This is a genomic window from Streptomyces sp. a15, from assembly GCF_059026085.1.
Genome location: NZ_JBWLKM010000020.1, coordinates 1 through 23,642 on the forward strand (window position 1 = coordinate 1; position 23,642 = coordinate 23,642).

Annotated in this window: 24 protein-coding genes and 1 other RNA gene; 11 read left to right on the forward strand and 14 right to left on the reverse strand. The window is 69.3% G+C overall.

Annotated elements, in window-relative coordinates; all coding sequences use genetic code 11:
• Nucleotides 1-84: 84 nt before the first annotated feature.
• Together AC5P09_RS21475 and AC5P09_RS21480 are read right to left on the reverse strand one after the other, a co-directional pair.
• Nucleotides 85-1,908, reverse strand: coding sequence for a reverse transcriptase/maturase family protein (locus AC5P09_RS21475; protein WP_493875451.1), 1,824 nt, complete (start codon nt 1,906-1,908; stop codon nt 85-87).
• Nucleotides 1,909-2,417: 509 nt separating this feature from the next.
• Nucleotides 2,418-2,924: an ATP-binding protein gene (locus AC5P09_RS21480; protein ID WP_493875452.1), complete on the reverse strand. Its 507-nt coding sequence runs from the start codon at nt 2,922-2,924 to the stop codon at nt 2,418-2,420.
• Between the two features lie 147 nt (nt 2,925-3,071).
• On the opposite strand from AC5P09_RS21480, the gene AC5P09_RS21485 reads away from it, so the two are divergent.
• The 4 genes from AC5P09_RS21485 to AC5P09_RS21500 all read left to right on the forward strand — a co-directional run bounded on the left by AC5P09_RS21485 (nt 3,072) and on the right by AC5P09_RS21500 (nt 5,241).
• Nucleotides 3,072-3,998 carry a helix-turn-helix domain-containing protein gene (locus tag AC5P09_RS21485; RefSeq protein ID WP_493875453.1) on the forward strand — a complete coding sequence of 309 codons (927 nt, stop codon included), beginning with the start codon at nt 3,072-3,074 and terminating at the stop codon, nt 3,996-3,998.
• Complete coding sequence (locus AC5P09_RS21490; protein ID WP_493875454.1) at nt 3,995-4,210, forward strand: DUF397 domain-containing protein; 216 nt, start codon at nt 3,995-3,997, stop codon at nt 4,208-4,210. The genes AC5P09_RS21485 and AC5P09_RS21490 overlap by 4 nt, the downstream gene beginning before the upstream one ends.
• Nucleotides 4,211-4,273: 63 nt before the next feature.
• On the forward strand, nt 4,274-4,519 hold the full coding sequence (locus tag AC5P09_RS21495) for a hypothetical protein (RefSeq protein WP_493875455.1): 246 nt from the start codon (nt 4,274-4,276) through the stop codon (nt 4,517-4,519).
• A gap of 137 nt (nt 4,520-4,656) precedes the next feature.
• The gene (locus tag AC5P09_RS21500; protein ID WP_493875456.1) at nt 4,657-5,241 is read left to right on the forward strand and encodes an HD domain-containing protein; all 585 of its coding nucleotides are present in this window, start codon (nt 4,657-4,659) and stop codon (nt 5,239-5,241) included.
• Nucleotides 5,242-5,340: 99 nt separating this feature from the next.
• Here the strand turns inward: AC5P09_RS21500 and AC5P09_RS21505 are convergent, their stop codons facing one another.
• Nucleotides 5,341-6,345, reverse strand: a complete 1,005-nt coding sequence (locus tag AC5P09_RS21505) for a hypothetical protein (protein ID WP_493875457.1) — start codon at nt 6,343-6,345, stop codon at nt 5,341-5,343.
• Nucleotides 6,346-6,717: 372 nt separating this feature from the next.
• On the opposite strand from AC5P09_RS21505, the gene AC5P09_RS21510 reads away from it, so the two are divergent.
• A complete protein-coding gene (locus tag AC5P09_RS21510) occupies nt 6,718-8,610 on the forward strand; it encodes a DNA/RNA helicase domain-containing protein (RefSeq protein ID WP_493875458.1) in 1,893 nt (630 codons plus the stop codon).
• Between the two features lie 227 nt (nt 8,611-8,837).
• On the opposite strand, the gene AC5P09_RS21515 is transcribed toward AC5P09_RS21510, so the two are convergent.
• The 5 genes from AC5P09_RS21515 to AC5P09_RS21535 form a co-directional block, all read right to left on the reverse strand.
• Nucleotides 8,838-9,227: a hypothetical protein gene (locus AC5P09_RS21515; RefSeq protein WP_493875459.1), complete on the reverse strand. Its 390-nt coding sequence runs from the start codon at nt 9,225-9,227 to the stop codon at nt 8,838-8,840.
• A 204-nt stretch (nt 9,228-9,431) separates the two neighbouring features.
• An RNA gene (rnpB, locus tag AC5P09_RS21520) (RNase P RNA component class A) lies at nt 9,432-9,835 on the reverse strand.
• Between the two features lie 18 nt (nt 9,836-9,853).
• Entirely contained in the window at nt 9,854-10,822 is a 969-nt protein-coding gene (locus AC5P09_RS21525; RefSeq protein ID WP_493875460.1) for a DMT family transporter, read from the reverse strand.
• 18 nt (nt 10,823-10,840) lie between these two features.
• A complete protein-coding gene (locus tag AC5P09_RS21530; protein ID WP_493875461.1) occupies nt 10,841-11,662 on the reverse strand; it encodes an AraC family transcriptional regulator in 822 nt (273 codons plus the stop codon).
• Between the two features lie 47 nt (nt 11,663-11,709).
• On the reverse strand, nt 11,710-12,288 hold the full coding sequence (locus AC5P09_RS21535) for a Uma2 family endonuclease (RefSeq protein ID WP_493875462.1): 579 nt from the start codon (nt 12,286-12,288) through the stop codon (nt 11,710-11,712).
• A 121-nt stretch (nt 12,289-12,409) separates the two neighbouring features.
• Here AC5P09_RS21535 and AC5P09_RS21540 point away from each other — a divergent pair, with 121 nt between their 5' ends.
• Together AC5P09_RS21540 and AC5P09_RS21545 are read left to right on the forward strand one after the other, a co-directional pair.
• Entirely contained in the window at nt 12,410-13,165 is a 756-nt protein-coding gene (locus tag AC5P09_RS21540; protein WP_493875463.1) for a MerR family transcriptional regulator, read from the forward strand.
• A complete protein-coding gene (locus AC5P09_RS21545; protein ID WP_493875464.1) occupies nt 13,162-13,776 on the forward strand; it encodes a hypothetical protein in 615 nt (204 codons plus the stop codon). The genes AC5P09_RS21540 and AC5P09_RS21545 overlap by 4 nt, the downstream gene beginning before the upstream one ends.
• Here the strand turns inward: AC5P09_RS21545 and AC5P09_RS21550 are convergent.
• A complete protein-coding gene (locus AC5P09_RS21550; RefSeq protein ID WP_493875465.1) occupies nt 13,718-15,166 on the reverse strand; it encodes an RNB domain-containing ribonuclease in 1,449 nt (482 codons plus the stop codon). The two genes, AC5P09_RS21545 and AC5P09_RS21550, sit on opposite strands and share 59 nt — an antisense overlap.
• A 77-nt stretch (nt 15,167-15,243) precedes the next feature.
• Between AC5P09_RS21550 and yaaA the strand changes: the two genes are divergently transcribed.
• Both yaaA and AC5P09_RS21560 read left to right on the forward strand, forming a co-directional pair.
• On the forward strand, nt 15,244-16,026 hold the full coding sequence (gene yaaA, locus AC5P09_RS21555) for a peroxide stress protein YaaA (RefSeq protein ID WP_493875466.1): 783 nt from the start codon (nt 15,244-15,246) through the stop codon (nt 16,024-16,026).
• A gap of 79 nt (nt 16,027-16,105) precedes the next feature.
• The gene (locus AC5P09_RS21560; RefSeq protein ID WP_493875467.1) at nt 16,106-16,729 is read left to right on the forward strand and encodes a bifunctional 4-hydroxy-2-oxoglutarate aldolase/2-dehydro-3-deoxy-phosphogluconate aldolase; all 624 of its coding nucleotides are present in this window, start codon (nt 16,106-16,108) and stop codon (nt 16,727-16,729) included.
• A 35-nt stretch (nt 16,730-16,764) separates the two neighbouring features.
• On the opposite strand, the gene AC5P09_RS21565 is transcribed toward AC5P09_RS21560, so the two are convergent.
• Genes AC5P09_RS21565 through AC5P09_RS21575 form a run of 3 tightly spaced genes read right to left on the reverse strand, consistent with a single transcriptional unit; the run spans nt 16,765 to nt 19,794 of the window.
• Nucleotides 16,765-18,153: a bifunctional RNase H/acid phosphatase gene (locus AC5P09_RS21565; protein WP_493875468.1), complete on the reverse strand. Its 1,389-nt coding sequence runs from the start codon at nt 18,151-18,153 to the stop codon at nt 16,765-16,767.
• Between the two features lie 31 nt (nt 18,154-18,184).
• Nucleotides 18,185-18,928, reverse strand: a complete 744-nt coding sequence (locus AC5P09_RS21570; RefSeq protein ID WP_493875579.1) for a zinc ribbon domain-containing protein — start codon at nt 18,926-18,928, stop codon at nt 18,185-18,187.
• On the reverse strand, nt 18,925-19,794 hold the full coding sequence (locus tag AC5P09_RS21575) for a Nif3-like dinuclear metal center hexameric protein (RefSeq protein WP_493875469.1): 870 nt from the start codon (nt 19,792-19,794) through the stop codon (nt 18,925-18,927). The genes AC5P09_RS21570 and AC5P09_RS21575 overlap by 4 nt, the downstream gene beginning before the upstream one ends.
• A gap of 187 nt (nt 19,795-19,981) precedes the next feature.
• On the opposite strand from AC5P09_RS21575, the gene AC5P09_RS21580 reads away from it, so the two are divergent.
• Nucleotides 19,982-21,271 (forward strand): hypothetical protein, encoded by a 1,290-nt coding sequence (locus AC5P09_RS21580; RefSeq protein ID WP_493875470.1) that lies wholly within the window; start codon nt 19,982-19,984, stop codon nt 21,269-21,271.
• A 98-nt stretch (nt 21,272-21,369) separates the two neighbouring features.
• The gene (locus tag AC5P09_RS21585) at nt 21,370-21,540 is read left to right on the forward strand and encodes a hypothetical protein (RefSeq protein ID WP_307674442.1); all 171 of its coding nucleotides are present in this window, start codon (nt 21,370-21,372) and stop codon (nt 21,538-21,540) included.
• A gap of 72 nt (nt 21,541-21,612) precedes the next feature.
• On the opposite strand, the gene AC5P09_RS21590 is transcribed toward AC5P09_RS21585, so the two are convergent.
• Together AC5P09_RS21590 and AC5P09_RS21595 are read right to left on the reverse strand one after the other, a co-directional pair.
• Nucleotides 21,613-22,551, reverse strand: a complete 939-nt coding sequence (locus AC5P09_RS21590) for a 3-oxoacyl-ACP reductase (RefSeq protein ID WP_493875471.1) — start codon at nt 22,549-22,551, stop codon at nt 21,613-21,615.
• Between the two features lie 9 nt (nt 22,552-22,560).
• Complete coding sequence (locus tag AC5P09_RS21595; RefSeq protein ID WP_493875472.1) at nt 22,561-23,637, reverse strand: Zn-dependent alcohol dehydrogenase; 1,077 nt, start codon at nt 23,635-23,637, stop codon at nt 22,561-22,563.
• Nucleotides 23,638-23,642 lie beyond the last annotated feature (5 nt).

Sequence of the window (23,642 nt, forward strand, 5' to 3'; positions counted from 1 at the left end):
CGTGAGGTGGGCCGCCGGGCGAGGTGCCAGCCTGTGGGGCTGGTCCTGTTCCCAGCGGCCTCCTCCCGAACCCGTCGTGCGGCGTTAACCGCAACGGGCTCTCCAGTGATTTCCGTGAACTGCGGTTTCGTGGCCGTCGTGGATGTCCTCGTGGCAGGGTGGGCAGACCATGAGGGTCTTGCGCCGTTTCCTTGCCATGAGGACGGCCCAGTCGGGCTGCGGCTGCCCGTGCCGGTCGAGGTCGGCGAGTCTGCGGATCTGGTGGACCTGAGTCTTTGCGGACTGTCCGCAGAGTTCACAGGATCCGGCCAGCAGCCGCCTGGTCAACTCGCGTCGGGGTGGGCGGCGTTGGGCAGGGTCGCGGTCGGTCAGGACTGCGGCCTTGTGCCGTTTGAGTGGAATTCCACCGAACTGCGCGACCAGCGGTTTCCTGCTCGGAGGCCGGGAGATGCTGACCTGGAGGCACTTGCGCGGCCCGGCCGGGGAGTCGATGGTGGCCTTGTACTTACGGGCCATCTTCGACATGGTCGAGCGGTGCTTGTCCGCCAGGGAGCACAGCAGCGAGGACTGCATGACCCAATGCAACCGGTTCAGTCGAAAGACGTCGCCGGCCAGCAGGTAGTAGTTGACGATTCCGCGGTACCTGGCGCCGTAGATGTTGACGAGCGTGTAGTCGTCGAAGTGGTACATCGAGGGCTGTCGCGCGGGTTTCCCGCGTGTCAGGTATGGTGCGCATTTCGCCTTGATCACGTCTTGGGGAACGTGCAGCGCAACGGTTCCGTTGGTCGACCGGCGCTTGCGTCGGCTGCCTCGTTTCCGTTCCGCTCTGCGGTCGTCCCTCTGGACGGTGATCTCATAGCCAAGGAATCGTGCCGCGCCGGTTCTGGCGTGGGTGATCAGCGTCTTCTCACGGGACAGTTCCAGCTTGAGTTCTTCACGCAGGAACCGGGCCAGTTGCTGTTTGATTTCCTCGGCTTCGGCTTTGGGTCCGGCGAACCCGATAAGGGTGTCGTCGGCGTATCTCACATAACGTAGGCGGCGGTATCCCGGGTCGGACATGTCCTGGCTCGGGAGACTGTGCTGCCGCTTGCGTAGAGCACGTAATTCGGCGCGGTCGCCGCGCCCTCGCGCTCGTTTGACAGCCGCTTCCACCCGGCGGTATTCAGGGTTTCTCGCCCTGAGTTTTCCACGGGTGTATTCCGGGATGAGAACTTGTTCGACGAAGTCGTCCAGCTTGTGCAGGTAGATGTTGGACAGGACCGGGGAGAGGACCCCGCCTTGCGGCGCGCCGCTGAGCGTCGCGTTCCAGGTCCAGTCTTCCAGGTATCCGGCTCGGAGCATGTTGTGCACGAGCCGCAGGAACCGGCTGTCGTGGATTTTCTCGCCCAGGATTTCGAGCATCACTTGATGGTCGAGTGACTCGAAGCACTTGGCGATGTCGCCCTCGATGAACCATGTCGTCCCGGTCCAGGTTCGCGCCACCTCGCCCAGTGCGGTGTGGCAGCCCCGTCGGGGACGGAAACCGTGTGAATGGTCGGAGAAGCGGGGTTCGAAGTATGCCTCCAGGAGGAGGCGCATCACCTCGCCCACCAGCTTGTCCGTCCATGGCGGCAGGCCCAGTGGTCTCCGTTTCCCGTTCTTTTTCGGGATGAAGACACGCTTGACCGGCTGGAATCGGAATCGTTCGTGGCGTAACGCATCGATGATGCGTCCGATCTTTTCCAGTGACATGCCGTCTGCGGTTTCTCCTGAGGCCCCCGGCGTCATCGCCCCCTTGTTGGAGTAGATACGCCCGTGGGCCATAAGATACAGCTGTGGGTTGAACATCTGTCGATATAGCTCATTGCACGGCAGGTTACGCCTACCTCGTTCACGAAGGATGTCAAGTACCGCTTCGGCGCTCTGCATTACGCATACCTCCCGGACTTGTTGATCCATATCACCTGTGCCCCTTGGCCCTGTGAGCGGCTTTCCCGCTCTCCCTGACAGGTCGTTACTCCTGCGACTACTACGGGCACTCCGTCACCGTGGGGCTCGCGCCCTTTAGGTGATCCCATGGTTCGTCTTGATGTACGTATCTAGCGCGACTTAGGCGCCCCACTCATCTCCTTGAATTCCCTCGCTGGGAATCGCTCTGCCTCCCGGAGATGCTTCGGCTGGCAGAGATGGCCGATGCAGGAAGCAGCGTCGGCGTCAGGTATCGTGCCGACGGGTCCGTCTTTTAACCAACTGGAGATTAGGGTTCAGGCAATCCAGCTTTCGCCATATCGCGCGGGCTTCGCGGTGCACCGTCCCTGATACCTGGACCCGGCCACCGCTTTCCTGACATGCTACGGTCCCCTTTACCTTTCGACTCCAGGTAAGTCATTCAGCCCAGGAATGCTCTCCGAATTCCTCCCGACTCAGCCGGGAATACATCAAGGCGCTTCCATGGCGCACTCGGCCCAGACGGTCTTGCCCGGACCGTCCGTGCGCGGGTGCCAGTCCCAGCGCGCGGCCAGGCGCGATACGAGGAGCAGCCCGCGGCCGGTTTCCCCGGCGTCCGGGGTGTCCTGGGCGGAGGGGCGGCGAGGGAGGCATTCGGCGCGGGTGTCGGTGACCTCGACGCGTACGGTGCGGCCGTCGGCGGTCGCGTGGATGCGGAGGCGGAAGTCCCGACCGGGGACGTGGCCGTGCCGGACGGCGTTGGCAGTCAGCTCGGCCACGATCAGCACGATCTCGTCGTGGGGTGTGACGTCGTACGGGATGCCCCATGCGTCCAGGCGTACGGCCGTCAGGCGGCGGGCGAGTCGAGCGCCGCGGGGTGTGGAGGTGAAGCGCATCTCGAAGGTGCGGTCACCGAGCGGTTCGGGCGCCGAGATCAAGTGTGGCATGAGAGCGGTGAGTTGAGTGGGGGCAGTGGGGCTGTCGGGCTTGGTCGTCATGCCGATAACGGTGCCCTTGGTGGCGTAGCGTGACCAGTGGTGACGCACCGACGCGGACCGGCTGTACGCGCGGTGTCGGTACGAGTACGAGGCGCGCGGCGTTACGGCGTTCCCTGCAGGGGCGTTGGGCCGGGGAGGCGGTGGTCGATGACGGATGTTACGGCGAGTACGGCGGCGGGGGCCGAGGTGACGCCAGTCGGTGACGGCGAGGCGGTCGTAAGTCTCGGGGACGGTTGGAAGAACGACGACGGGGGCGGGCAACGGCCGGAAGGTGATGCCGGGCGGGGCGTCGTCACGGCGTTCGGGCAGACCATGAAGACGCTGCGGGTGCGGGAGGGCATGGAGCGGGAGGAGTTCGGAAGGCAGCTCGGCTATTCGGCGTCCACGATCGCGTCGTTCGAGCAGGGGCGGAGGATTCCGTCGCCTCGGACGATCGAGCGGGCGGATGAGGTGCTGAGGGCGAGCGGGTTGCTTTGCCTATGGAAGGAGGAGGTGGAGCGGGCCCAGTACCCGGTGTTCTTTCAGGGGATGGCGGCGCTGGAGAAGGAGTGCCTTGAGCTGCTCATGTACGACACGCATGTCGTCAACGGGCTCCTCCAGACCGAGGAGTACATGAGGGCCCTGCTCGCTATGCGGCGTCCGCCCCTGAACCAGGAAACGATCGAGCAACGCGTAGCCGCGCGGTTGGCTCGGCAGGACATCTTCGACCGGCGACCTGCACCGCTACTGGGGTTCGTGATGGACGAGGCGGTTTTGCGGCATCGATACGGTGGAGAGGACGTCCTACGAGGACAGCTGGAGCAGCTCCTCCTCATCGGCCGGAAGCGGAACGTCGAGATCCAGGTCATGCCCCTCGACTGCGAGGACAACGCGGGCGTGAACGGTCCGTTCACGGTCGTCACGCGGAAGGACGGCAAGAAGTTCGTGTACGCCGAAACTCACGCAACCAGCACTCTTGAGACCGACCCGGAACAGACGGTTCTCGCCGCGGCCCGCTATGGGATTATCCGCTCACAGGCTCTCAGTCCGCGAGAGTCACTGGAGTTCATCGAAGGGTTGCTGGGATCACTATGAACAACGCTGAGTCCTCAGCCGCCGCATCCGGCTTCGCCTGGTTCAAGAGCAGCTACAGCGGAACCGAGGGCGGCCAGTGTGTAGAGGTCGCGGCCGGAACGGCAGTTGTGCACGTCCGGGACTCCAAGGGCGACGCCGGTCCCGTCGTCACGGTGTCGCGTGAAGCGTGGGCGGGGTTCGTCGGGCTGGCCTCGTCGAGGCGGGACGTCTGACGCTCGTACGGCCGCGAGGCCCTGCCGGTGCCTGTCGGACGGCAGGGCTCTCGTGCAGGCGGGGTGCCGGGTCCAGCCGTCGACTTCTCGCGGAGTCGAGGCCGCCAACCTGAACTACTGGCGTACTGGGTTGGCGGAGCGCAGCGCCTGGGGCTGTCGGACGAATTCATCGCCGACCGCACACCCGGACCGTGGACCGGCCACAAACTCCTGCCGCACCTCATCCAGGGCTTGGTGCCGCACCACGGCTACGTCGACCTCAACATCCACTCCCTGTGGTCACTGCTGCAGATCCGCCCCAAATGCTGATCCGGCACGGTGGCTCGGGCCCTACGCGACCGCCTCGGTGATGTTGGATAGTCGTGGGCTCTCGCCACGCGGTCGACGGGAGTTGGAAAGCATCCGGTACGCGATCCGCCTCGCCGAGGCGTGAGAGGAGCCCCACGGTGTCCGAGGACCTGACCGCCGTTGCCCGTTTCCTGTACGAGGCGGGGACCCTGAAGAACACCGCTCGCACCGGATGGTGGATGGCCGGCGTAAAGCACCCCGAGTCGGTCGCCGAACACTCCTGGCGCACCGCCCTCATCGCCACGATCATCGCGAAACTGGAGGGCGCCGACCCGGCCCGGGCCGCGTTCCTCGCCGTCTGGCACGACTCCCAGGAGACCCGCACAGGAGACGTCAACCACCTCGGCAAGAAGTACACCGGCGGAGAGGCCGACCCTCGCGACATCACCGCCGACCAAGTCGCCGGCATGCCCGAGCTCCTGGCCGAAGCTGTGCGGGACCTGGTCGCCGAGTACGCGGCCAAGGAGTCCCCGGAAGCGATCTGCGCGCGGGACGCGGACAAGTTGGAGTGCATGATCCAGGGCATCGAGTACAGGTCACAGGGCTACCAGCACGCGCAGCGCTGGATTGACAACAGCCGTGGCCGTCTGACGACCAAGACCGCCAACGCGCTGGCGGACGCAGTGCTGGAGACCGGCTCACTGGACTGGCTCCGCACAGCGCTCGGCGAGAAGCAGAGCTGAAGCCAACTGGCTGCGGCAGAGCTGTGGAGTACGGACCGCTGGGTCGTGGACCGGTTGGCCTCGAAGGACGCGTGTGCTGCCGACACAGAGCGAACGCAGTCAGTTGTTGACCTGATCCGGCGTCAAAGCTCCCAGCTGGAAAGTGTGTGAACGATGCCACGCGTAGTACTGCTCCCGCTCCGTTGTCCACCACGCAATGGAGCGGTCAGCCAGGTGCTCCTCTATGTACTTGGCCACGGGCGGCGCGCTCGCTGCGACGGGGCTGATCCTGAGCTGCCCTCCTTCCTCGACAGCGACGAAGCCGTACTCAAAGAGGCTGTCGCAGCCGAGAAGGCACGCAAGCATGGCAACGTTGTTGAGGTCCCAGCGCTCTTCCTCGCTGCACGCCGCGCGCTTCTTTATGTGCGCAGCAACGAGAAAGGCTCGCGGCAGAGTACGCCCGCAGAGCGCGCACTCTCCTTCTGCGCCAGGCAACAGTGCCTTCTTCAGCCGCCCCTGCTCCGCACGTCGTTGAGCGTCTGCGGCTGCATCCGAGGGGCCGTAGGGAGGCGTCGTAGGCTCCTCGGAGTCCGGGAGCAGGCTTCCATGGATGCTGTCCTCGAACCCCACCAGGTCTTTGAGGATCGCGCCGTCCGTTTCTCGTAGAGCAATGAACCCTTGAATGTGGCGGTTGGGGTTCCAACTCAGCAGAGAGCGAATCTCCTCCATCGGGAAGTCAATGCCTCGCACTCCGGTCAAAGCGTACATGTACTCCCACGTCTGCTCCGTCCTGTCGTCAACTCCCCAAAGACGGTGCGCAAGAGCCGGGTTGTGCCAGGTCAAAGCCACGGTTCCGACGAGGTAGAGACGTTTACTGCCGGAGAAGAAGACGACGTCTCCGGGCTGCATCTTGCGAATCTGCGGCAGATTAGCGCCGTTGATGCCTGGTGTGACGCCCCATATTTGCGCTTGACCGGACGGGAAGAGCCCACTCAGCGTCTGCATGACCTGGGTGTCTATGAGGTCCACATGGCTCGTCAGGTCAACAGGTTGCAGGATGGTTTCTTCGTAGTGTTCACGAACGGCTGGCCGCTTCAGACTCGCTGGTTGAGCAAAGACGGTCACGAAGTGTTCCCCTCACGGTCCGGGCACCACCAACGGCGCTGAGTGGCGATCAGTTAATACGTTTATCAGCTCACACTGACAGGCCCTCACTTGTAGGGGGGTGTGAGTACGCATCTGCCCTGCCCCCGCGCCGTTGCAAGGAGTACGGACGCAAGGCATTGGCCGTAGTAGTGGCCCCGCAGACCACGCCAACCTCCGCACTCCACCTGACCGAACCCTCCCGCGTCCCCTCCACGTGATCGAGACGCTCGCCTAGGATGGCGAGCACCATCTCAGCGGCCCGACGGGCTTCCTGATCCGCCTGCGCGGCGGACCTCGAAGGACATGCCCCCACCCGCACGAGTCTTCTTCGTGCTGCATGGGGGCATTTTCTTGCTGTTCCGTGAGTCCGCGGCGTCCGTGGCCGCCCGCCTCCTCGAAGGGTCGCTCGCGCTGCATCTGACCGAGAACTTCCGTCACCAGCACGGCCGGAGCCCCGCACAGACGGAGATAAGGTCATGGGAACGCAGCCTCCCCGCGCTCGTCAACGCGCTGATCGAGGCCGGGCTCGACGACGTGGAGGTCCTCGTCGAGTACAGCCTGCCCCTCACCAGCAAGCGCGCGGACGCCGTACTCGCCGGCGTGCACCCCACCACAGGCGAGCCGTCGTACGTCGTCGTGGAACTCAAGCAGTGGAGCGCGGCCTACCCGGAGGAGGACGAGCCGCTGCTGTGCCGGATCGACGCGTACGCGCAGCCCGTGCTCAACCCGATCGAGCAAGTACGGGGCTACTGTGAGTATCTGCTGTCGTTCAACGGGGCGTTGGAGCGGATGCCCAACTCGCTGGCCGGCGTGGCATTCCTGCACAACGCGACCGAGTTCCAGATCGCGGGGCTGAGGAGCGTCGAGGAGAACCAGCACGGTCGGATGTACACCGGGGAACAGCGCGGCGCCTTCCTGGACTTCCTGCGCTCGCGGCTCGCCGCGAAGCCCGGCGCACACGTGGCCGACGTACTGCTCGACGCCAAGGCACGGCCGTCGAAGCAGCTGATGTCCGTCGCGGCAGCCGAGATCCGCGACCGCGAGCAGTTCGTACTCATCGCCGAGCAGCGGGTCGCGTACGAGAAGGTGATGTCCGCCGTCCGCAAGGCCAAGCGTGGCAACCACAAGCAGGTGATCGTGGTGACCGGCGGTCCCGGATCCGGCAAGAGCGTGATCGCTCTGTCGGTCCTGGGAGAGTTGTACCGCCGCGGAGTACCCACGCTGCACGCGACCGGGTCCGCGTCGTTCACCAAGACGATGCGCAGGGTCGCGGGACACAAAAAACGTGAAGTGCAGCAGCTGTTCATGTACTTCAACAGCTTCATGGACGCCGAGCCCAACGACCTCGACGTGCTGATCTGCGACGAGGCCCACCGCCTGCGGAAGACCTCCGCCAACCGCTACACCAAGGCGGCGCTGCGTACCGGACGCCCCCAGGTGGCGGAACTGATCGACGCGGCCCGGGTCCCCGTGTTCCTGCTCGACCAGCACCAGGTGGTGCGCCCCGGCGAGATGGGGACCCGACAGGAGATCGAACGGGCCGCCGCCGAGCAGGGTCTCGACTGCACGGTGGTGGAACTGGACGGCCAGTTCCGGTGCGGCGGCAGCGACGCGTACGAGAAGTGGGTCATCGACCTGCTCGGCCTGGACGGCGGCACGCCCAGCCAGTGGGAGCCCGACGGCAAGCTGCAACTATTGACCGCCGAGACCCCGCAGGAGCTGGAGGACTTCCTCGTCGCACGCCGGGAGGAGGGCTACGGCGCCCGCATGTCGGCCGGCTACTGCTGGAAATGGACCACGAAGATCACCCCCGACATGACGACACTCCCCGAAGACGTCGTGATCGGCCAATGGTCCCGCCCCTGGAACCTCTACGGCGACCGCTCCGCCCTCGGCGCCCCACCCGCCCCCCTCTGGGCCACCGACCCGGCCGGCTTCGGCCAGGTCGGCTGCGTCTACACGGCGCAGGGCTTCGAGTACGACTGGTCGGGCGTGATCATCGGCCCCGACCTGGTCTGGCGAACGGACCGCTGGGTCGTGGACCGCTCGGCTTCGAAGGACCCGTCTTTCACGAAGGCCACGCCGGACGACGACGTCGACCGCCTCATCCGCAACACGTACAAGGTGCTGCTGACGCGGGGGATGGTCGGGACGATTCTGCACTCGACGGACGCGGAGACGCGCGAGAAGCTGCGGTCGCTTATTCATCCGGCATCTCGGGCTGAGGTGCCGGAACTGGTGTAGTTCGGCGTGGGCGAGAGGTGGTCAGCCGCTGACGCAGGGCGGTGCATCGCCGGGATTGCGTGATCGCCGGCTGCCCGTGAAGCTCTCCGGTGTCGATGCCGCCTCATAAGAGACGGTGCACTTCCGGACGACGCCCCCGAACGACCCGAGCACGGATGGGCCCCTCAGTCCCATCCAGATGGGATGGGAGCTGGGAGTGGGGTGCGTGGTGGATGTAGGACTGACTTTCACCCGCCCGTCACAGCGGGAACGATCACCGCTGCAACAGCCGAAAGAACACCTCCCACAGCCAGGAGGGCATTGAACTTTTCCTTCGGCGTCGGGAAGACCGCACGGCCCACGTCTCCGACCTTGCTGCGCAGAACGATCATCTTCAGCTTTTGCCAACGATGCTGGCGGTTCCGACACCCCATCAGAATGCCGTAGGCGTTGTTACGGCAGTACGTGCGCCCGTCTCGGTTGACCGCTCCGCACCAGACCGGCACCTGGAAGGAAGCGTAAGCCGAGACTGCGACCGACAGAGCAACAATGATTGGTAACGACCACTGTTGGCTCCACGCGACGATGAGAGCTGCAACCGCGATGTATCCCCAGTACAGACGCACAGCTTTCCCCATGGGGACGCACAGTAGCGGCACGTGCACAAAAGCAGCAGAAGAGATCGAGACACCAGTTGCGTGGAGTCAAGCACCCCTACAGAGCCATATGGGCGGGGTCAAGTCGCAGGCAGGAACTTCTAGGAGCTTATAGACAGAGAAAGGAAGCGCCCAGACACAGCTAGGGTTCCACCCGGGCCATAAGCCAAGGCCAGAGCCCAGCGGCAGACGAGTCGGGCTGTACGCCGGGTTCTGTCACCCGACCGCCTCGCGGCGGCCGGGGAGACGGCCATCCATCTAGGGTCGGCGTTGCCGCCGGCCTCGTGCGGTCTACCCGCGGACTTGGGCGGGCAGCCCTCGAACGTCCGCGCAGAGCGCGTTTTACGGCGCTCCTTTTGACCTTGCTCCGGGTGGGGTTTACCTAGCTGCCCAGGTCACCCTGGGCACTGGTGGTCTCTTACACCACCGTTTCACCCTTACCCAGCGCCGGAGCGCTGGGCGGTTTGTTTTCTGTGGCACTTTCCCGCGGGTCACCCCGGGTGGCCGTTAGCCATCACCCTGCCCTGTGGAGCCCGGACGTTCCTCGGGAAGCCCCCTGAGGGACTTCACGCGGCCGTCCGCCCGGCTCGTCTGCCGTGTCGACCATGTTACCGGGCGCGGGCCTCGCCTCGGTCCGGGCGGGGGTCCGGCCCGCGGCGGAGTCGCTGTGCGAGGCCGCGGCCCCCTGGGGGACGGAGCATCGGGCCGGTGGACGACCCCGGACCGGAGGAAGTCGCCAGCACCGACCCCGCCAAGATCAGCGTGAACGCCGCCACGATGCCCGCCGTCAGCCGTTCGTCCAGGAAGATCGCGCCCGCTGCCACCGCCACCGCCGGATTGACGTACGTGAAGACCGTCGCGCGGGTCGGGCCGACCTCCTTGATCAGCTCCAGGAAGGCCACGAAGGCGACCGCTGTGCAGACCACGCCCAGGGTGGCCAGCGCGGCCAGGACCGAGGGGGTGGGCATCGTCGACGGCCAGGTCACCGCCGCCGCTGGGGCGTAGACCAGGGCCGCGAGGGCCAGGCAGGGGGCGATGAGCTGGAGGGTCGGGACGTCCTTCAGGTAGCGCGCGGCGATCAGGGGGGCCGTCGCGTAGCCGATCACCGTCACCAGGACCTCCGCCAGGGAGCGGGCGTCGCCGCCGGTCAGGTGCGGGACCGTGAGGACTCCGACGCCGGTCAGGCCCAGGCCGAGACCGATTGCCCGCCTTGCCCCCAGCCTCTCCGTGTCGCCGAAGAAGCGGGCCAGGGCCACTCCTACGATCGGGACGCCGGCGATCAGGAGGCCTGCCGTGGAGCTGGACAGGTGGCGTTCGGCGTCGGTCAGGGTCCACCACGGGCCGATGATCTCGATGCACGCGAAGGCCAGCATCGGGCGCCAGTGGGTCCGAACGGTGGTGGGCAGGCCGCCCTGGCGTATCGCGAAGGGCAGGAGCAGGGCCGCGCCCAGCGCGCAGCGCGTGAACACCACCATCGACGGGGACAGCGGGGCGTCGACCGCCACCTTGATCATCAGGTAGGGGATGCCCCAGACCACTCCCATCAGGGAGAACAGAAACCAGCCGCGTGCAGTCATGCGGCCATGTTCGCCAGGTCAGCGGCGGCCGTCTTGAACGCTGTTGCGGTACGCCGCCGGGGTCACGCCCAGTACACGCCGGAACCAGCGGGTGAGGTGGGCCTGGTCGGCGAAGCCCACCAGGCTCGCGACCTCGGCCGGCTTCAGTCCGGATTCCAGTAGTCCGCGGGCTCGGTGTACCCGGTGCTGCGCCAGCCAGGCGTACGGCGGCATCCCCATCGCCGTACGGAAGGCTCGGAGGAGTTGGTAGCGGGACAAGCCCTGCTCGGCGGCGAGCAGAGCGAGGGAGGGGGGTTCGAGGAGCTCGTCGGCGAGGCGGTCCCGTACGGCGTGGGCGATGTGCGCGGCGCCTGGGAGGGCGTCGTCAGAAGCGCGGGCCGTGGAGTGGCGGCGGGCCAGTGCCGTGAGCAGCCAGGGGAGGCGGGACTCGGTCTCCAACGGGTCGGGGCAGGCACTGAGTTCGGTGTGGGCGCGGCTGAGGGCGGTGGCCAGTTCGAGGTCGTCGAGGAGAGGCTCGCGGAAGTACGGGAGGCCGCTGCCGAGGGTGCCTTCGGTGAGGAGGGAGGGGTCGGGGTACAGGGCGCGGTAGGCGTAGCCGTCGGAGGCGGCGGGGCGGCCTGTGTGCATTTCGCCGGGGGCCAGTACGACGATGGAGCCCGGGCCGGGGCGGAGGTGGTCGCCGCGGTAGTCGATGACCTCGGAGCCGTCGACGCAGATGCCGATGCTGAACTGTTCGTGTGTGTGGGAGGCGTAGACGTGGCGGTCGAAGCGGGCGGTGAGCAGGTCGAGCGGGGGGCCGCAGCGGCCTAGGCGTGCCCTGGTCCACCGTGCCTGCTCCATGCGCCGCCCCCCTGGTCGTTGCCCTTGTGGGTGGAACGCCGGAGAGCTCAGAGAAAGTCCGACGTGTCCAGCTCGAAGGCGAAGGGTTCCGGGAGGGTGAGCGGCTTGCCGAAGGCGGCGGCGCGGACCTCCCGGTAGTCGCCCGACGCCGGGTCACTGAACAGTGTGGTCCACGAGGCCTCGCGGTCGACCAGCAAGTAGAGGGGGACGCCCCCGCGGGCGTAGCAGCGTCGTTTGGTCTCGCGGTCGGTCTGCGGTTTGAAGGACGTCACCTCAGACGTCACCTCCAGCACCAGGGCGACTCCTTCACAAGGCATCCAGGGATCGACTCCTCGGTACAGCTGCAGCTCCTTCGAGGCGAACGTGCCGTCCGGGATCACGTGATCCGGCGGGCAGCCGTCCGCACTCTGCAACAGCAGGCCCTTGTTTGCCGAGAACTCCATGTCGGCTGGGGATCGCCGATACACCTGGCGCGCGGTCCGGCTGATGCAGTGCTCGTGGTGCCCGTCCGGCACCAGGGTCATGACGAACTCTCCCTCGATGAGTTCCGCTCGAAGGCCCTCGGGGGTGTCCAGGTCGACGAACCAGTCCAGCAGGAGCTTCCGTGTGATCGGATCCAGTGACATGGCATCCATGCAATGCCGGTTCAGTCGCTCCCCGGAACGGAACTCCGGAAGATCACCTGTACGAGAAAGCGCCGGTCCGCGTGCTTGACCCTGCCGCGACGTCAGCGTTTGTACTGGTCCCATGCGGATCGGAGAACTCGCCGCGGCCGTGGGTGTCACCACACGGACCGTCCGGCACTACCACCACCTGGGCCTGCTGCCGGAGCCCGAGCGGCTCGGCAATGGCTACCGGGACTACACGCTGCGGCATGCCGTCGTGCTCGCCCGGATCCGGCGGCTGACCGAGCTGGGGCTGGGGCTCGCGGAGGTGCGGGACGTGCTCGCCGAGGACGCCGGGAAGGATCTCGTCGAGGTGCTCACCGAGCTCGACGAGGATCTCGCCCGGCAGGAGGTGGCGATCCGGGAGCAGCGTGCCCGGCTGCGCGGGCTCATTCAGCAGGGCTCGCTGCCTGCCGAGGGGCCGGTCTCGCCGGAGCTCGCGGCGCTGTTCAGTGAGGTGGGGCACGTCTCCGACTCGCCGATGGCGGCCAAGGACCGCGAGATCCTCGCTCTCATCGACACCTCGGCGACACCGGAGGCCCGGGAGCAGCTGATCGGACTGTTGGGCAGCACCTTCACCACCCCTGGGGGCGTGGAGCGGGCCCGTGCCGCCTACGCGCTGCTCGACGCGCTCGCCGACGCCGACCCGTCCGACCCCCGCGTGGACGAGGCCGCCCGCGCCCTCGTCGACTGCCTGCCCGCCGAGCTGCTGCCGGAGGCCGCCGACATCGATCACGACGACAGTTTCCTCCGTGCCTTCTACGCGGACTTCGCGCCGGCGCAGGCCGAGGCGATCCGCCGGACGTTGCGGATGCTGACCGAGGGCAGGGACCGATGAGGACCGTGGGTGTGCTCGTTCGGCACGAGCTGAGGATGCTTGTGAGTCTTGCGCTGTGGGCGGGCCGGAGGACCCATGGCACCGGCGGCGGCGGGCGGGCCTTCGGGTACGCCCGTGGGCAGGGCGCGGTGATGTTCGGGTTCGGGTTCGTGTGCGTGGTCGAGACGCTGACGATGTCCGTGCTGCTGCGCGACTACCCGGCCGTGCACCGGGTGTGGCTCGCCCTGGACCTCTACACCATCCTCTTCGTCGTCGGGCTGCACGCGGCCAACGTGGTCCGGCCGCATGTGCTGGACGCCGGCTCGCTGCGGATCCGCCGGGCCGTGCACGTGGATCTGCGCGTACCGCTGGAGAAGATCGCGGACGTGCGTCGTGAGCTGCGGGCCAGCCATGAGCGTGCCGAGGGTGAACTCGATCTCGCCGTGGGCGCCCAGACCTCCGTCACGCTCGAACTCGCCGAGCCTGTACCCCACTTGACGTTCCTCGGCCGCCAGCGGCGCGTCCATCTCGTTCGCTTCCACGCCGAGGACGCCGACAGTCTCGTACGCGCGATCAAGCAGGCGCGAACAGCACTTTCGCCGGAACGTCCAGTGCCGGATCTGCCCGCATGAGCCGCACCCGCAACCGCTCCCCGAGCGGCAGCGCGGCTCCACCGCCCTCGATCCGGCCGATGATCGCCGGGGACTCCAACTGCACGGTACCGACGCTGGGTTGACGCTCCTCCACGTCCACCACGCAGCCGTCGAACACCTCCCCCACCCGGCCCTTGAGCAGCGCGGCCTCGACGATGTCGACGCACCCGCGCTCGACGGCCCCCGCCCGTCGGCCCCCGTCAGCCATCTCCTTGCGCAGGACGTCGAGTGAGGCGAGGACCCACTCGGGCGGTTCCTGGCCGGCGGCGGCCGCGAGGCAGAGCTCCGACGTGTAGCGGTCGACGAGGCGGCGCAGGGGGGCCGTGCAGTGGGCGTAGGGGGCGGCGACGGCGGCGTGTGTGGTGATGTCCGGGAGTTCGCCGTCCCGGAAGGGTGTGTAGCCGGCGCCGCGCAGGAGGGTCGTGCACTCCTGGAGGAAGGCCGCGTGGTGCGGGCGGTGCGGGTCGAGGGAGCGGACGAGCTGGGCGTACGAGACGTGGTGCGGCCAGTCGATGCGCAGGGCGTGGGCGGTACGGCGGAGGCGGCCGACCGCGCCGTCGGGGGCGGCGGGGAGGGTGCGGAGGACTCCGGTGCCGTTCGCGATCATCAGGTCCGCCGCGGCCATTCCGGTGAGCAGGGAGATCTGGGCGTTCCAGCCGTCGGCGGGGAGCGGGGCGCGGAAGGTCAGCTCGTAGGTGTGGTCCTGGTCGACGATCTCCTGCTCGGGCACGTTGAGCGAGATCCCGCCGCGGTCGGCCTCCAGCGCCTCCCGCAGCTCGCCGATCTCCTTGAGGAGCGCGAGCGGTTCCTCGGCGGTGCGGGAGTCGATCTGCTTCTGTACGCCCGCGTAGTCGAGCTTGGCGCGGCTGCGGACGAGGGCCCGGCGGACGTCGACGGCGAGCGTACGGCCGTCCGCGTCGAGGTCGATCGTCCACAGCGCGGCCGGGCGGATCTGGCCGGGGAGGAGACTGGCGGCGCCCTCGCTGAGCACGGGCGGGTGCAGGGGGACCTTCTCGTCGGGGAAGTAGAGGGTGGTCACCCGCCGGTGGGCCTCCGTGTCCACGGCCCTGCCGGGTACGACGAAGGCGGCGACGTCGGCGATGGCGTACCGGACGCGGTAGCCGGTGCCCTGCCGGGACAGGTGCATCGCCTGGTCCAGGTCGATGGAGGCGGGCGGGTCGATGGTGAACAGGGGGAGGTCGGTGGCGTCGTACGAAGGGAGGGTGGGCGCCTTCGTCGACCGCTCGGCCTCGGCGAGCACCTCGGGCGGGAAGCTCTCGGGCACGCCGAGTTCGGTGCGCAGTGCGGTGAGGGCGGCCCGGAGGGGGGCTTCGGGGGCGCCGGACACGCGGATGTGGCGGCGGGGCATGTGTCGAGCGTAGGGCGGGGGCGGCTCAGGGGCACGCCGTACGCTGTTCCGGAGTTCAACCGAAGGAGATCGATCCCGTGCTTGTCCTGCTGCCGCCCTCCGAAGGCAAGGCCTCCTCCGGCCGCGGCGCCCCGCTGAAGTTGGAGTCGCTGTCGTTGCCGGGGCTCACCGCCGCCCGTGAGGCCGTACTCGACGAGCTGGTCGAGCTGTGCGTGGGTGACGAGGACAAGGCGCGCGAGGTGCTCGGGCTGAGCGAGGGGCTGCGGGGCGAGGTCGCGAAGAACGTGGAGCTGCGGACGGCGGGGGCGCGGCCCGCCGGGGAGATCTACACGGGTGTGCTGTACGACGCCCTCGGCCTGGCGACCCTGGACGCCGCCGCGAAGAAGCGCGCCGCCCGCTCGCTGCTCGTCTTCTCGGGACTGTGGGGGGCCGTCCGCGTGACCGACCGCATCCCCTCATACCGCTGCTCCATGGGCGTGAAGCTGCCCGGACTCGGGGCGCTGGGCGGGCACTGGCGTACGGCGATCGCGGCGGCGCTTCCCGAGGCGGCCGGGGCCGGGCTGGTGCTGGATCTGCGGTCCTCGGCGTACGCGGCCGCGTGGAAGCCGAAGGGCGAGGTCGCCGGGCGGACGGCGACGGTACGGGTGCTGCACGCGCCGACCCGGAAGGTCGTCAGCCACTTCAACAAGGCGACGAAGGGGCGGATCGTACGGAGTCTGTTGTCGGCCGGGATCTCGCCCAAGGGGCCGACGGAGCTGGTGACGGCGCTGCGGGATCTCGGGTACGAGGTGGAGGCGGCGGCGCCCGGGAGGGCCGGGGCCGCCTGGGCGCTGGATGTGCTCGTGGACGAGGTTCACTGAGCACCAGCGCCCCACGACAGGTGTTGCAACATGCGCAACGGGCTTTGCGCATGCTGCATGCCGCGTGCAGGATGACGCCATGGCCCCCTCCCTCCTGGACCTCGCCCCCGTCGTGCCCGTCGTCGTCATCGAGGACGCCTCCGATGCCGTGCCGCTCGCCCGGGCGCTCGTCGCCGGAGGGCTGCCCGCGATCGAGGTGACGCTGCGGACGCCGGTCGCGCTGGACGCGATCCGGGCGATCGCCGGGGAGGTGCCGGAGGCGGTGGTGGGTGCGGGGACTGTGCTGACGCCGGAGCAGGTGACGGAGTCGGTGGCGGCGGGGGCGCGTTTTCTGGTCAGCCCGGGCTGGACGGACGTACTGCTGGAGGCGATGCGGGCGTCCGGGGTGCCGTTCCTGCCGGGGGTGTCGACCACGTCCGAGGTCGTGGCGTTGCTGGAGCGCGGGGTGCGGGAGATGAAGTTCTTCCCGGCGCAGGCGGCGGGCGGGACGGCGTATCTGAAGTCGCTGTCCGGACCGCTGCCCAAGGCCCGCTTCTGCCCGACCGGCGGGATCGGTCCGGCCAACGCGCCCGAGTACCTGTCGCTCCCCAACGTCGGCTGTGTGGGCGGGACTTGGATGCTCCCGGACGACGCGGTGGCGGCGCGGGACTGGGGGCGGATCGAGGAGCTGGCCCGCGCGGCGGCGGGCCTGCGCACCCTCTAGTCAGCCCCACCCTCTGGTCAGCCGCACCCTCTGGTTCAGCGCAGGTGGGACGTGTCGTTGAGGAGCCGGACGCTGGCGTTGCCGTCCGCGTAGTACGCCACCGCCGACAACGAGGCCGCCGACAGTTCCATACGGAACAGGGACTCGGGCGGGGCGCCGAGGGCGAGCCGTACGAACGTCTTGATCGGCGTGACGTGGGTGACGAGCAGGACCGTGCGGCCCGCGTACGCCGCGAGCAGCTTGTCCCGGGTGGCGGCGATCCGGATGGCGGTCGCCGCGAAGCTCTCGCCGCCGCCGGTGGGTTCGGCCTCCGGGTCGGCCAGCCACTTGGTCAGGTCGTCCGGGTAGCGTTCGCGCACCTCGCCGAAGGTGAGCCCCTCCCAGGCACCGAAGTCCGTCTCGCGAAGCCCGTCCTCGACGGTCACCTCGAGCCCGAGGAGGGCGGCGACGGCCGCGGCTGTCTCCCGGGTACGGGCGAGGGGCGAGGCGACGATGTCCTGAACGGTGCCGCGCCGGGCGAGTGCCGCGGCAACCCTCTCGGCCTGCTCCAGCCCGATGTCGGAGAGGGAGGGATCGCTGCCGCCGCTCCCGGAGAACCGCTTCTGGGGCGTCAGCGGCGTCTCCCCGTGCCGGAGCAGCACGAAGGTGGCCGGCGCGCCCATGTCGGCGGCTGCCCACCCGGGCGAGGCGACGACCTGCGCGGCCCGCACATCGGCGTCGGCCTTCGCGGCGCCCACACCGGCACCGGCCTTCGTAGCGCCCACACCGGCACCGGCCTTCGTCGCTCCGCCGCCGAGAGACTCCGCCGCTGCGCGGCGGGAAGAAGCGGGAGCGGCCATCGCGGCACGCGCCCGCGCCGCCCCAGCAACCGCGTCCCCCGGCGGACCCGACGGACCCAACGGACCCAACGGACTCGACGGACTCAACGACTCAGGAGCAGCCACCGTCCTCGCCGCCGCCCTCGCCGCCCGCGCGTCCAACTCGGCCGTCGATGCCGCCGCCGACCACTGCTCCCCCCGCTTCCCCGCGTCCATCGCCTCGTTGGCCAGCCGGTCGGCGTGCTTGTTCTGCTCCCTGGGGATCCACTCGTAGGTCAGCTGGGAAGCCGGGAAGATCCGTGCCGCCTCCGCCGCGAGCGGCTTCATGTCGGGGTGTTTGATCTTCCACCGGCCCGACATCTGCTCGACGACGAGCTTGGAGTCCATGCGGACGTGGACCTCGGCCGTGGGGTCGAGCTCATGTGCCGCGCGCAGGCCGGCCACCAGCCCCCGGTACTCGGCGACGTTGTTCGTGGCGACGCCGATGTACGCGGCCGCCTCGACGAGGGTCTCCCCCGTCGCCGCGTCGATCACGACGGATCCGTAGCCCGCGGGCCCCGGGTTGCCCCGTGACCCGCCGTCGGCCTCGACGATGAACTCCCGCACGCTCAAAAGCCCCTTACTGAGGACCGAGGCCCTAGAGACCAGACTCGGACGTACGCACCAGGATGCGACGGCAGTTCTCGCAGCGGACGACCGTGTCGGGCGCCGCCGCGCGGATCTCGTTGATGTCGGTGATCGCGAGCTCCTGGCGGCAGCCCTGGCAGGTGCGCTGGTACAGCTTGGCCGCGCCGACGCCGCCCTGCTGCGCACGCAGCTTGTCGTAGAGCTTGATCAGGTCGGCGGGGATCGCGGCGGCGAGGACCTCGCGCTCCTTCGTCGCGGTCGCCGCCTCGCTGTCGAGGGACTCGAAGGCCGCGTCCCGGCGGGCCGTCGCGTCGTCGATCTTCGACTCGACGGAGGCGACCCGCTCGGTCAGCTCGGCGGCCCGCTCCTGCGCGGACTCGCGGCGCTCCATGATCTCGAGGACGACGTCCTCCAGGTCGCCCTGGCGCTTGGCGAGGGAGGTGATCTCGCGCTGGAGGTTCTCCAGGTCCTTCGGCGAGGTGACCGCGCCGGAGTCCAGGCGCTGCTGGTCGCGGGAGGCGCGCTGGCGCACCTGGTCCACGTCCTGCTCGGCCTTGATCTGCTCGCGGGCGGTGTCGCTCTCCTCGGTCTGCGCGGCCACGAGGAGGTCGCGCAGCTGGGTCAGGTCCTTGGTCAGCGCCTCGATCTCGGCGTGCTCGGGCAGCGACCTCCGCTTGTGGGCGATCTGCTGGAGACGGACGTCGAGGTCCTGGAGGTCGAGAAGGCGGATCTGGTCGGCGGGCGCGGCGTTCAGTTGGGGGCTCCCAGTGCATCAGAGGTGGCGGTGGTGGACGCCGCGTGGGCGGTCCAAGGGTCGGTGACCGTCTTGGAGACGTGGACGCGAAGGTCCCATCCGTTGCGGTCGGAAATCTCGTCGAGCTGGGCGGCGGCCAGCTCGCACCAGGGCCATTCGGTGGCCCAGTGCGCGGCGTCGAGCAGCGCGAGGGGACTGTGGGCGCGATCCGCCACGAACTCCGAGGCCGGGTGGTGGCGCAGGTCCGCGGTGAGGAAGGCGTCGACGCCGGCCGCGCGGACGTCTTCGAACAGGCTGTCGCCGGAGCCGCCGCTCACGGCGACCGTGCGGACGACGGCCTCGGGGTCGCCGGCCACTCGGATGCCCTGCGCGGTCGCGGGCAGCCGCTCGGCGGCGCGGGCGGCGAAGTCCCTCAGGGACAGCGGGTGGTCCAGCTCGCAGATGCGGCCGAGGCCCCGGCGGCCGGACGGATCGGTGGGGTCCGGCACCAGGGGGCGTACGACGCGAAGGTCGAGCGCGCCGGCGAGGGCGTCGGAGACGCCCGGGTCCGCCTTGTCCGCGTTGGTGTGGGCGACGTGCAGCGCGATGTCGTTCTTGATCAGCGTGTGCACCACGCGGCCCTTGAAGGTGGAGGCCGCGACCGTCGTCGTACCGCGCAGATAGAGGGGGTGGTGGGTGACCAGCAGGTCGGCGCCCAGCTTCAACGCCTCGTCGACGATCTCCTGGACCGGGTCGACGGCGAAGAGGACGCGCGTGACCTCCTGGTCGGGGTCGCCCACGACGGTGCCGACCGCGTCCCAGGACTCGGCCCGCGCGGCGGGCCACAGGTTCTCCAGCGCGGTGATGACTTCAGACAGACGGGGCACGAGCAAAAGGCTACCTGTCTGTACTCCCCCGCAGAACCGGTGCCGCCGTCGGTGGTCCCGCCCAGCACAGTCGCCCCGGGTTCCTCAGGCGAATCGTTCCTGGGCCACCCCTTTGTGTGAAGTGACTGCCCGCCCGTCCCACGTCCGTGCGTAGAAAACTAGCTTCGTCGCCGGAGGTGACCAGACGATGACGGCCTGTGCGATCGAGCCTGCGGCGGACGACGCGGATGGTGCCGCGCGGCCGCAGTGCACCATCACCGCGGACGGCGCCTACGCGGCCCGCCTCGCGCTGGCCGGCGACTCCTGGTTCCCGGAGCGCTGGACGCTGGACGGCCCCGAGCCGTACGCGGTGCCGCTGCCCGGCAACCAGCCGGAGGAGCCCGGCACCGAGGTCCAGCCGATGGGCGACGGACGGGTCCTCATCCGGCGACTGGCCGACGGACGGCACACCTTCTCGCTCCTGTACCCGACCGGCCCCGGCACCGGCGAGCTGCCGCTGGGCGCGGTCGAGTGCCCGGACGAGGGCAGCCGGCTGCGGCTGCTGCCGCCCGCGCCGGGCGGCGAGCGGGCGTACGGCCTCGCCGTGGGCCGGCGCTCCAGCGCGGTGTGGCTGGTGGCGGGCGGCGCCTTCGGTCCGGAGCACCTCGCGGAGATCCCGGGGCGCTGTTCGGGCGGGGTGTGGCTGGACCACGCCGGGCGGATGCTGGCCCTCGACCGGGAGGTCGGCGGCCGCACGAAGACCGTCGTCGTCGACCTGGAGCGCGGCGGCGAGGTCTCGCCGCTCCTGCAGATCGCGGCGGACAGCGACGACCGGCTGCTGCTCGCCGACCCGGACAGCGGGCTGCTGCTGATCCGGTCGGACGCACCCTCGCCGGGGCACGACCGGCTGGGCTGGGGGGTGCTGGGCAGCACGCTTCCGGTGCGCTTCCCGGAGTGCCTGAGGGTGCCCGACTGCAGGGTGACGCCGTTCGCCATCCAGCCCGGGCAGGTACTGACGCCGGAGAGCTGCGCGGTGGCGCTGCGGGTCGACGGCTCCCTCGGCAGCTGGGTCGGCGTGTGGCGGCCCGCCCGGCGCCGGATGCATCATCTCCCGGCGCCCGAGGGGTGGTTGGCGGGCGCCGGGCTGTGGACCGGGGACGGGGTGCTGCACCTGCCGTACGCGACGGCCGAGGCGCCGTGCGGGTTGGCGCGGGTGCCGGCGCCCTCGGAGGAAGCTGGGGACACGGGGGACACGGGGACGGTGGGGAACGCGGGGGACACGGGGAGGGCGGGGGACGCGGGGGACGCGGGGGCGGAGGGTCCGGTCCGGGACGGTACGGCTGCTGGGTCGACGTCGGACACGGCGTCGGACACGGCGTCGGACACGGCGTCGGACACGGCGTCGGACGAGCCGTCGGAACCGGACCCTCCGAACCCGGTCGCGCTCCGTCCTGTGCCGCTTCAGGAAGCGCCGTTGGGGCGTCTTGTAACGAAGTAGTGGCGGTTGGCGTGCCTGCCTGGATTCGGGGCCCGAACCGCCGGTTAAACTCGCCCGGCTGTGAGCAAAAGATCATGTTGACGGGGTGAGTTTTTCCGATGAGTGACGCCAGCACGAACCAGCACACTGCCGACGTCCAGGAGTCCACCGGCCACGGCCGGCACCGGGGTCCGGTTTCGGTGCAGCACGACGGCGAGGCGGCCCAGGCGGCCCCCCGCGGCCGTCACCGCAAGCCGGTCGAGCAGAAGCAGACCGAGCACGCGGCCTGAAAGACGTACGGCCCCGCCCTCGCACGAGAGGGCGGGGCCGTTCTGCGTTTACTCTCGTTTGAAGGCCAGCGTCTACTCCCGTTTGAGGGCCAGCACCTCCGCCGCCGCGAAGGTCTCCCCCTCCGGCCGCTCGGCATAGTGCGCGGTGAGCAGCGTGTCCAGTTCGTCGTACGTGAACGTGTCCTGCTTGCTGTCGAACCTGGCCTGTACGCGCGGCCGTTCGACGATCGCCACCATGCCGCCGTGTACGACGATCAGCTGGCCGTTGACCCGGGCGGCGGCCGGCGAGGCCAGGTAGCCGACGAGCGGGGCGACATGTTCGGGGGCGAGCGGGTCCAGGGCGTCGGCGGGGCGCTCGAATCCGGCGAAGACGTCCTCGGTCATCCGGGTGCGGGCGCGCGGGCAGATGGCGTTGGCGGTCACGCCGTACTTGGCGAGCGCGAGGGCCGTCGACGTGGTGAGCCCGACGATTCCCCCTTTCGCCGCCGCGTAGTTGGGCTGCCCGGCCGACCCCGCGAGGAACGCCTCCGACGAGGTGTTCACGATCCGCCCGTACACCGGCCCACCGGCCGCCTTGGACCGCTCGCGCCAGTGCGCGGCCGCGAAGTGGGTGGTGTTGAAGTGGCCCTTGAGGTGGACGCGGATCACGGCGTCCCACTCGTCCTCGGTCATGGAGAAGACCATGCGGTCGCGCAGGATGCCGGCGTTGTTGACGAGGATGTCCAGGCGGCCGAACTCGCCGGTCGCCAACTCGACGAGTTCGCCCGCCTGTCGGAAGTCGGAGACGTCCCCGGTGTGGGCGAGCGCCTTGCCGCCCGCCGCGCGTATCTCGGCGGCGACCTGCTCGGCGGGTCCGGCCGAGGCCTCGCCCGAGCCGTCGCGGCCGGGCTGCCCGTAGTCGTTGACGACGACGGCCGCGCCGAGCCGGGCCAGTTCCAGCGCCTCGGCCCGGCCGAGGCCGCGGCCCGCGCCGGTGACGATCGCGGAGAGTCCCTCCAGTGGCAGTGACATCCGGGGTCCTCAGATCTCGATGCAGGTACGGAGGGCGGTCCCCGTCCGCATCTGGTCGAGTGCCTCGTTGATCTCGCTCAGCGGCACCCGGTGGGTGATCAGGCCGTCCAGGTCGACGCGGCCGGCCCGCCACAGGGCGATGGTCCGTTCGTAGGAGCGCAGGACGTCTCCGCCGCCGTACATGGACGGCAGGATCCGCTTCTCGTCGAAGAACAGCTCGAACATGTTGAGCTGGAGGAAGTCGTCCATGGCGCCCGCGCCGACGACGACCAGGGTGCCGCCGCGCCGCGTGGTGTCGTACGCCGTGCGGGCGGTGGCGGAGCGGCCGACGACCTCGAAGACGTAGTCGAAGCCCTCGCCGCCGGTGACCTGCTGCTTGGCGTCGGCCAGTTCCTCGGGCGAAACGGCCTTGGTCGCACCGAACTTGAGCGCGGACTCGCGGCGCGAGGCGACCGGGTCGACCGCGACGATCTCGGCGGCGCCCTTGAGGCGTGCGCCCTGGATCGCGGAGATGCCGACGCCGCCGCAGCCGATGACGGCGACCGAGGAACCGGCCTCCACGTCCGCGGTGTTGAGGGCGGCACCGAGGCCCGTGGTCACCCCGCAGCCGATGAGCGCGGCGATGTCGAAGGGCACGTCGTCGGGTATCGGCACCGCGCAGCCCGCGTCGACCACGACCTCCTCGGCGAAGGTGCCGGTGCCGGCGAAACCGAAGAGGTCACCGCCCGGGCGCTTGAAGTTGGGGGTGCCCGCGTTCATGAACCCGGCCAGGCACAGTTCGGTCTGGCCGCGCTTGCAGGCGGGACAGACCCCGCAGGCGGGCAGCCAGCAGACGACGACCCGGTCGCCGGGCTTCACGTGGCTGACGCCCTCGCCCACTTCGAGGATCTCCCCCGCCCCCTCGTGACCGGGCACGAACGGCGCGGGCTGCGGCAGTACGCCGCCCATCGCGGACAGGTCCGAGTGGCACAGCCCGGTGGCCCGCACCCTGATCCTCGCCCTGCCGGGGCCGAACCCCACCGCCTCGACGTCGTCGAGGACCTCCAGCTTGTCCTGGCCGATCTCGTGCAGTACGGCTGCGCGCATGGTGC

What these genes read in the sequence shown, in the direction of transcription:
- AC5P09_RS21585 (WP_307674442.1), top strand. Translation starts at nt 21,370, where the DNA reads ATGAGTGACGCCAGCACGAACCAGCACACTGCCGACGTCCAGGAGTCC.
- AC5P09_RS21485 (WP_493875453.1), top strand. Translation starts at nt 3,072, where the DNA reads ATGACGGATGTTACGGCGAGTACGGCGGCGGGGGCCGAGGTGACGCCA.
- AC5P09_RS21590 (WP_493875471.1), bottom strand. Translation starts at nt 22,551, where the DNA reads ATGTCACTGCCACTGGAGGGACTCTCCGCGATCGTCACCGGCGCGGGC.
- AC5P09_RS21550 (WP_493875465.1), bottom strand. Translation starts at nt 15,166, where the DNA reads ATGCCCCGCCGCCACATCCGCGTGTCCGGCGCCCCCGAAGCCCCCCTC.
- AC5P09_RS21475 (WP_493875451.1), bottom strand. Translation starts at nt 1,908, where the DNA reads ATGCAGAGCGCCGAAGCGGTACTTGACATCCTTCGTGAACGAGGTAGG.
- AC5P09_RS21560 (WP_493875467.1), top strand. Translation starts at nt 16,106, where the DNA reads ATGGCCCCCTCCCTCCTGGACCTCGCCCCCGTCGTGCCCGTCGTCGTC.
- AC5P09_RS21530 (WP_493875461.1), bottom strand. Translation starts at nt 11,662, where the DNA reads ATGGAGCAGGCACGGTGGACCAGGGCACGCCTAGGCCGCTGCGGCCCC.
- AC5P09_RS21480 (WP_493875452.1), bottom strand. Translation starts at nt 2,924, where the DNA reads ATGACGACCAAGCCCGACAGCCCCACTGCCCCCACTCAACTCACCGCT.
- AC5P09_RS21545 (WP_493875464.1), top strand. Translation starts at nt 13,162, where the DNA reads ATGAGGACCGTGGGTGTGCTCGTTCGGCACGAGCTGAGGATGCTTGTG.
- AC5P09_RS21535 (WP_493875462.1), bottom strand. Translation starts at nt 12,288, where the DNA reads ATGTCACTGGATCCGATCACACGGAAGCTCCTGCTGGACTGGTTCGTC.
- AC5P09_RS21595 (WP_493875472.1), bottom strand. Translation starts at nt 23,637, where the DNA reads ATGCGCGCAGCCGTACTGCACGAGATCGGCCAGGACAAGCTGGAGGTC.
- AC5P09_RS21515 (WP_493875459.1), bottom strand. Translation starts at nt 9,227, where the DNA reads ATGGGGAAAGCTGTGCGTCTGTACTGGGGATACATCGCGGTTGCAGCT.
- AC5P09_RS21540 (WP_493875463.1), top strand. Translation starts at nt 12,410, where the DNA reads ATGCGGATCGGAGAACTCGCCGCGGCCGTGGGTGTCACCACACGGACC.
- AC5P09_RS21580 (WP_493875470.1), top strand. Translation starts at nt 19,982, where the DNA reads ATGACGGCCTGTGCGATCGAGCCTGCGGCGGACGACGCGGATGGTGCC.
- AC5P09_RS21525 (WP_493875460.1), bottom strand. Translation starts at nt 10,822, where the DNA reads ATGACTGCACGCGGCTGGTTTCTGTTCTCCCTGATGGGAGTGGTCTGG.
- AC5P09_RS21490 (WP_493875454.1), top strand. Translation starts at nt 3,995, where the DNA reads ATGAACAACGCTGAGTCCTCAGCCGCCGCATCCGGCTTCGCCTGGTTC.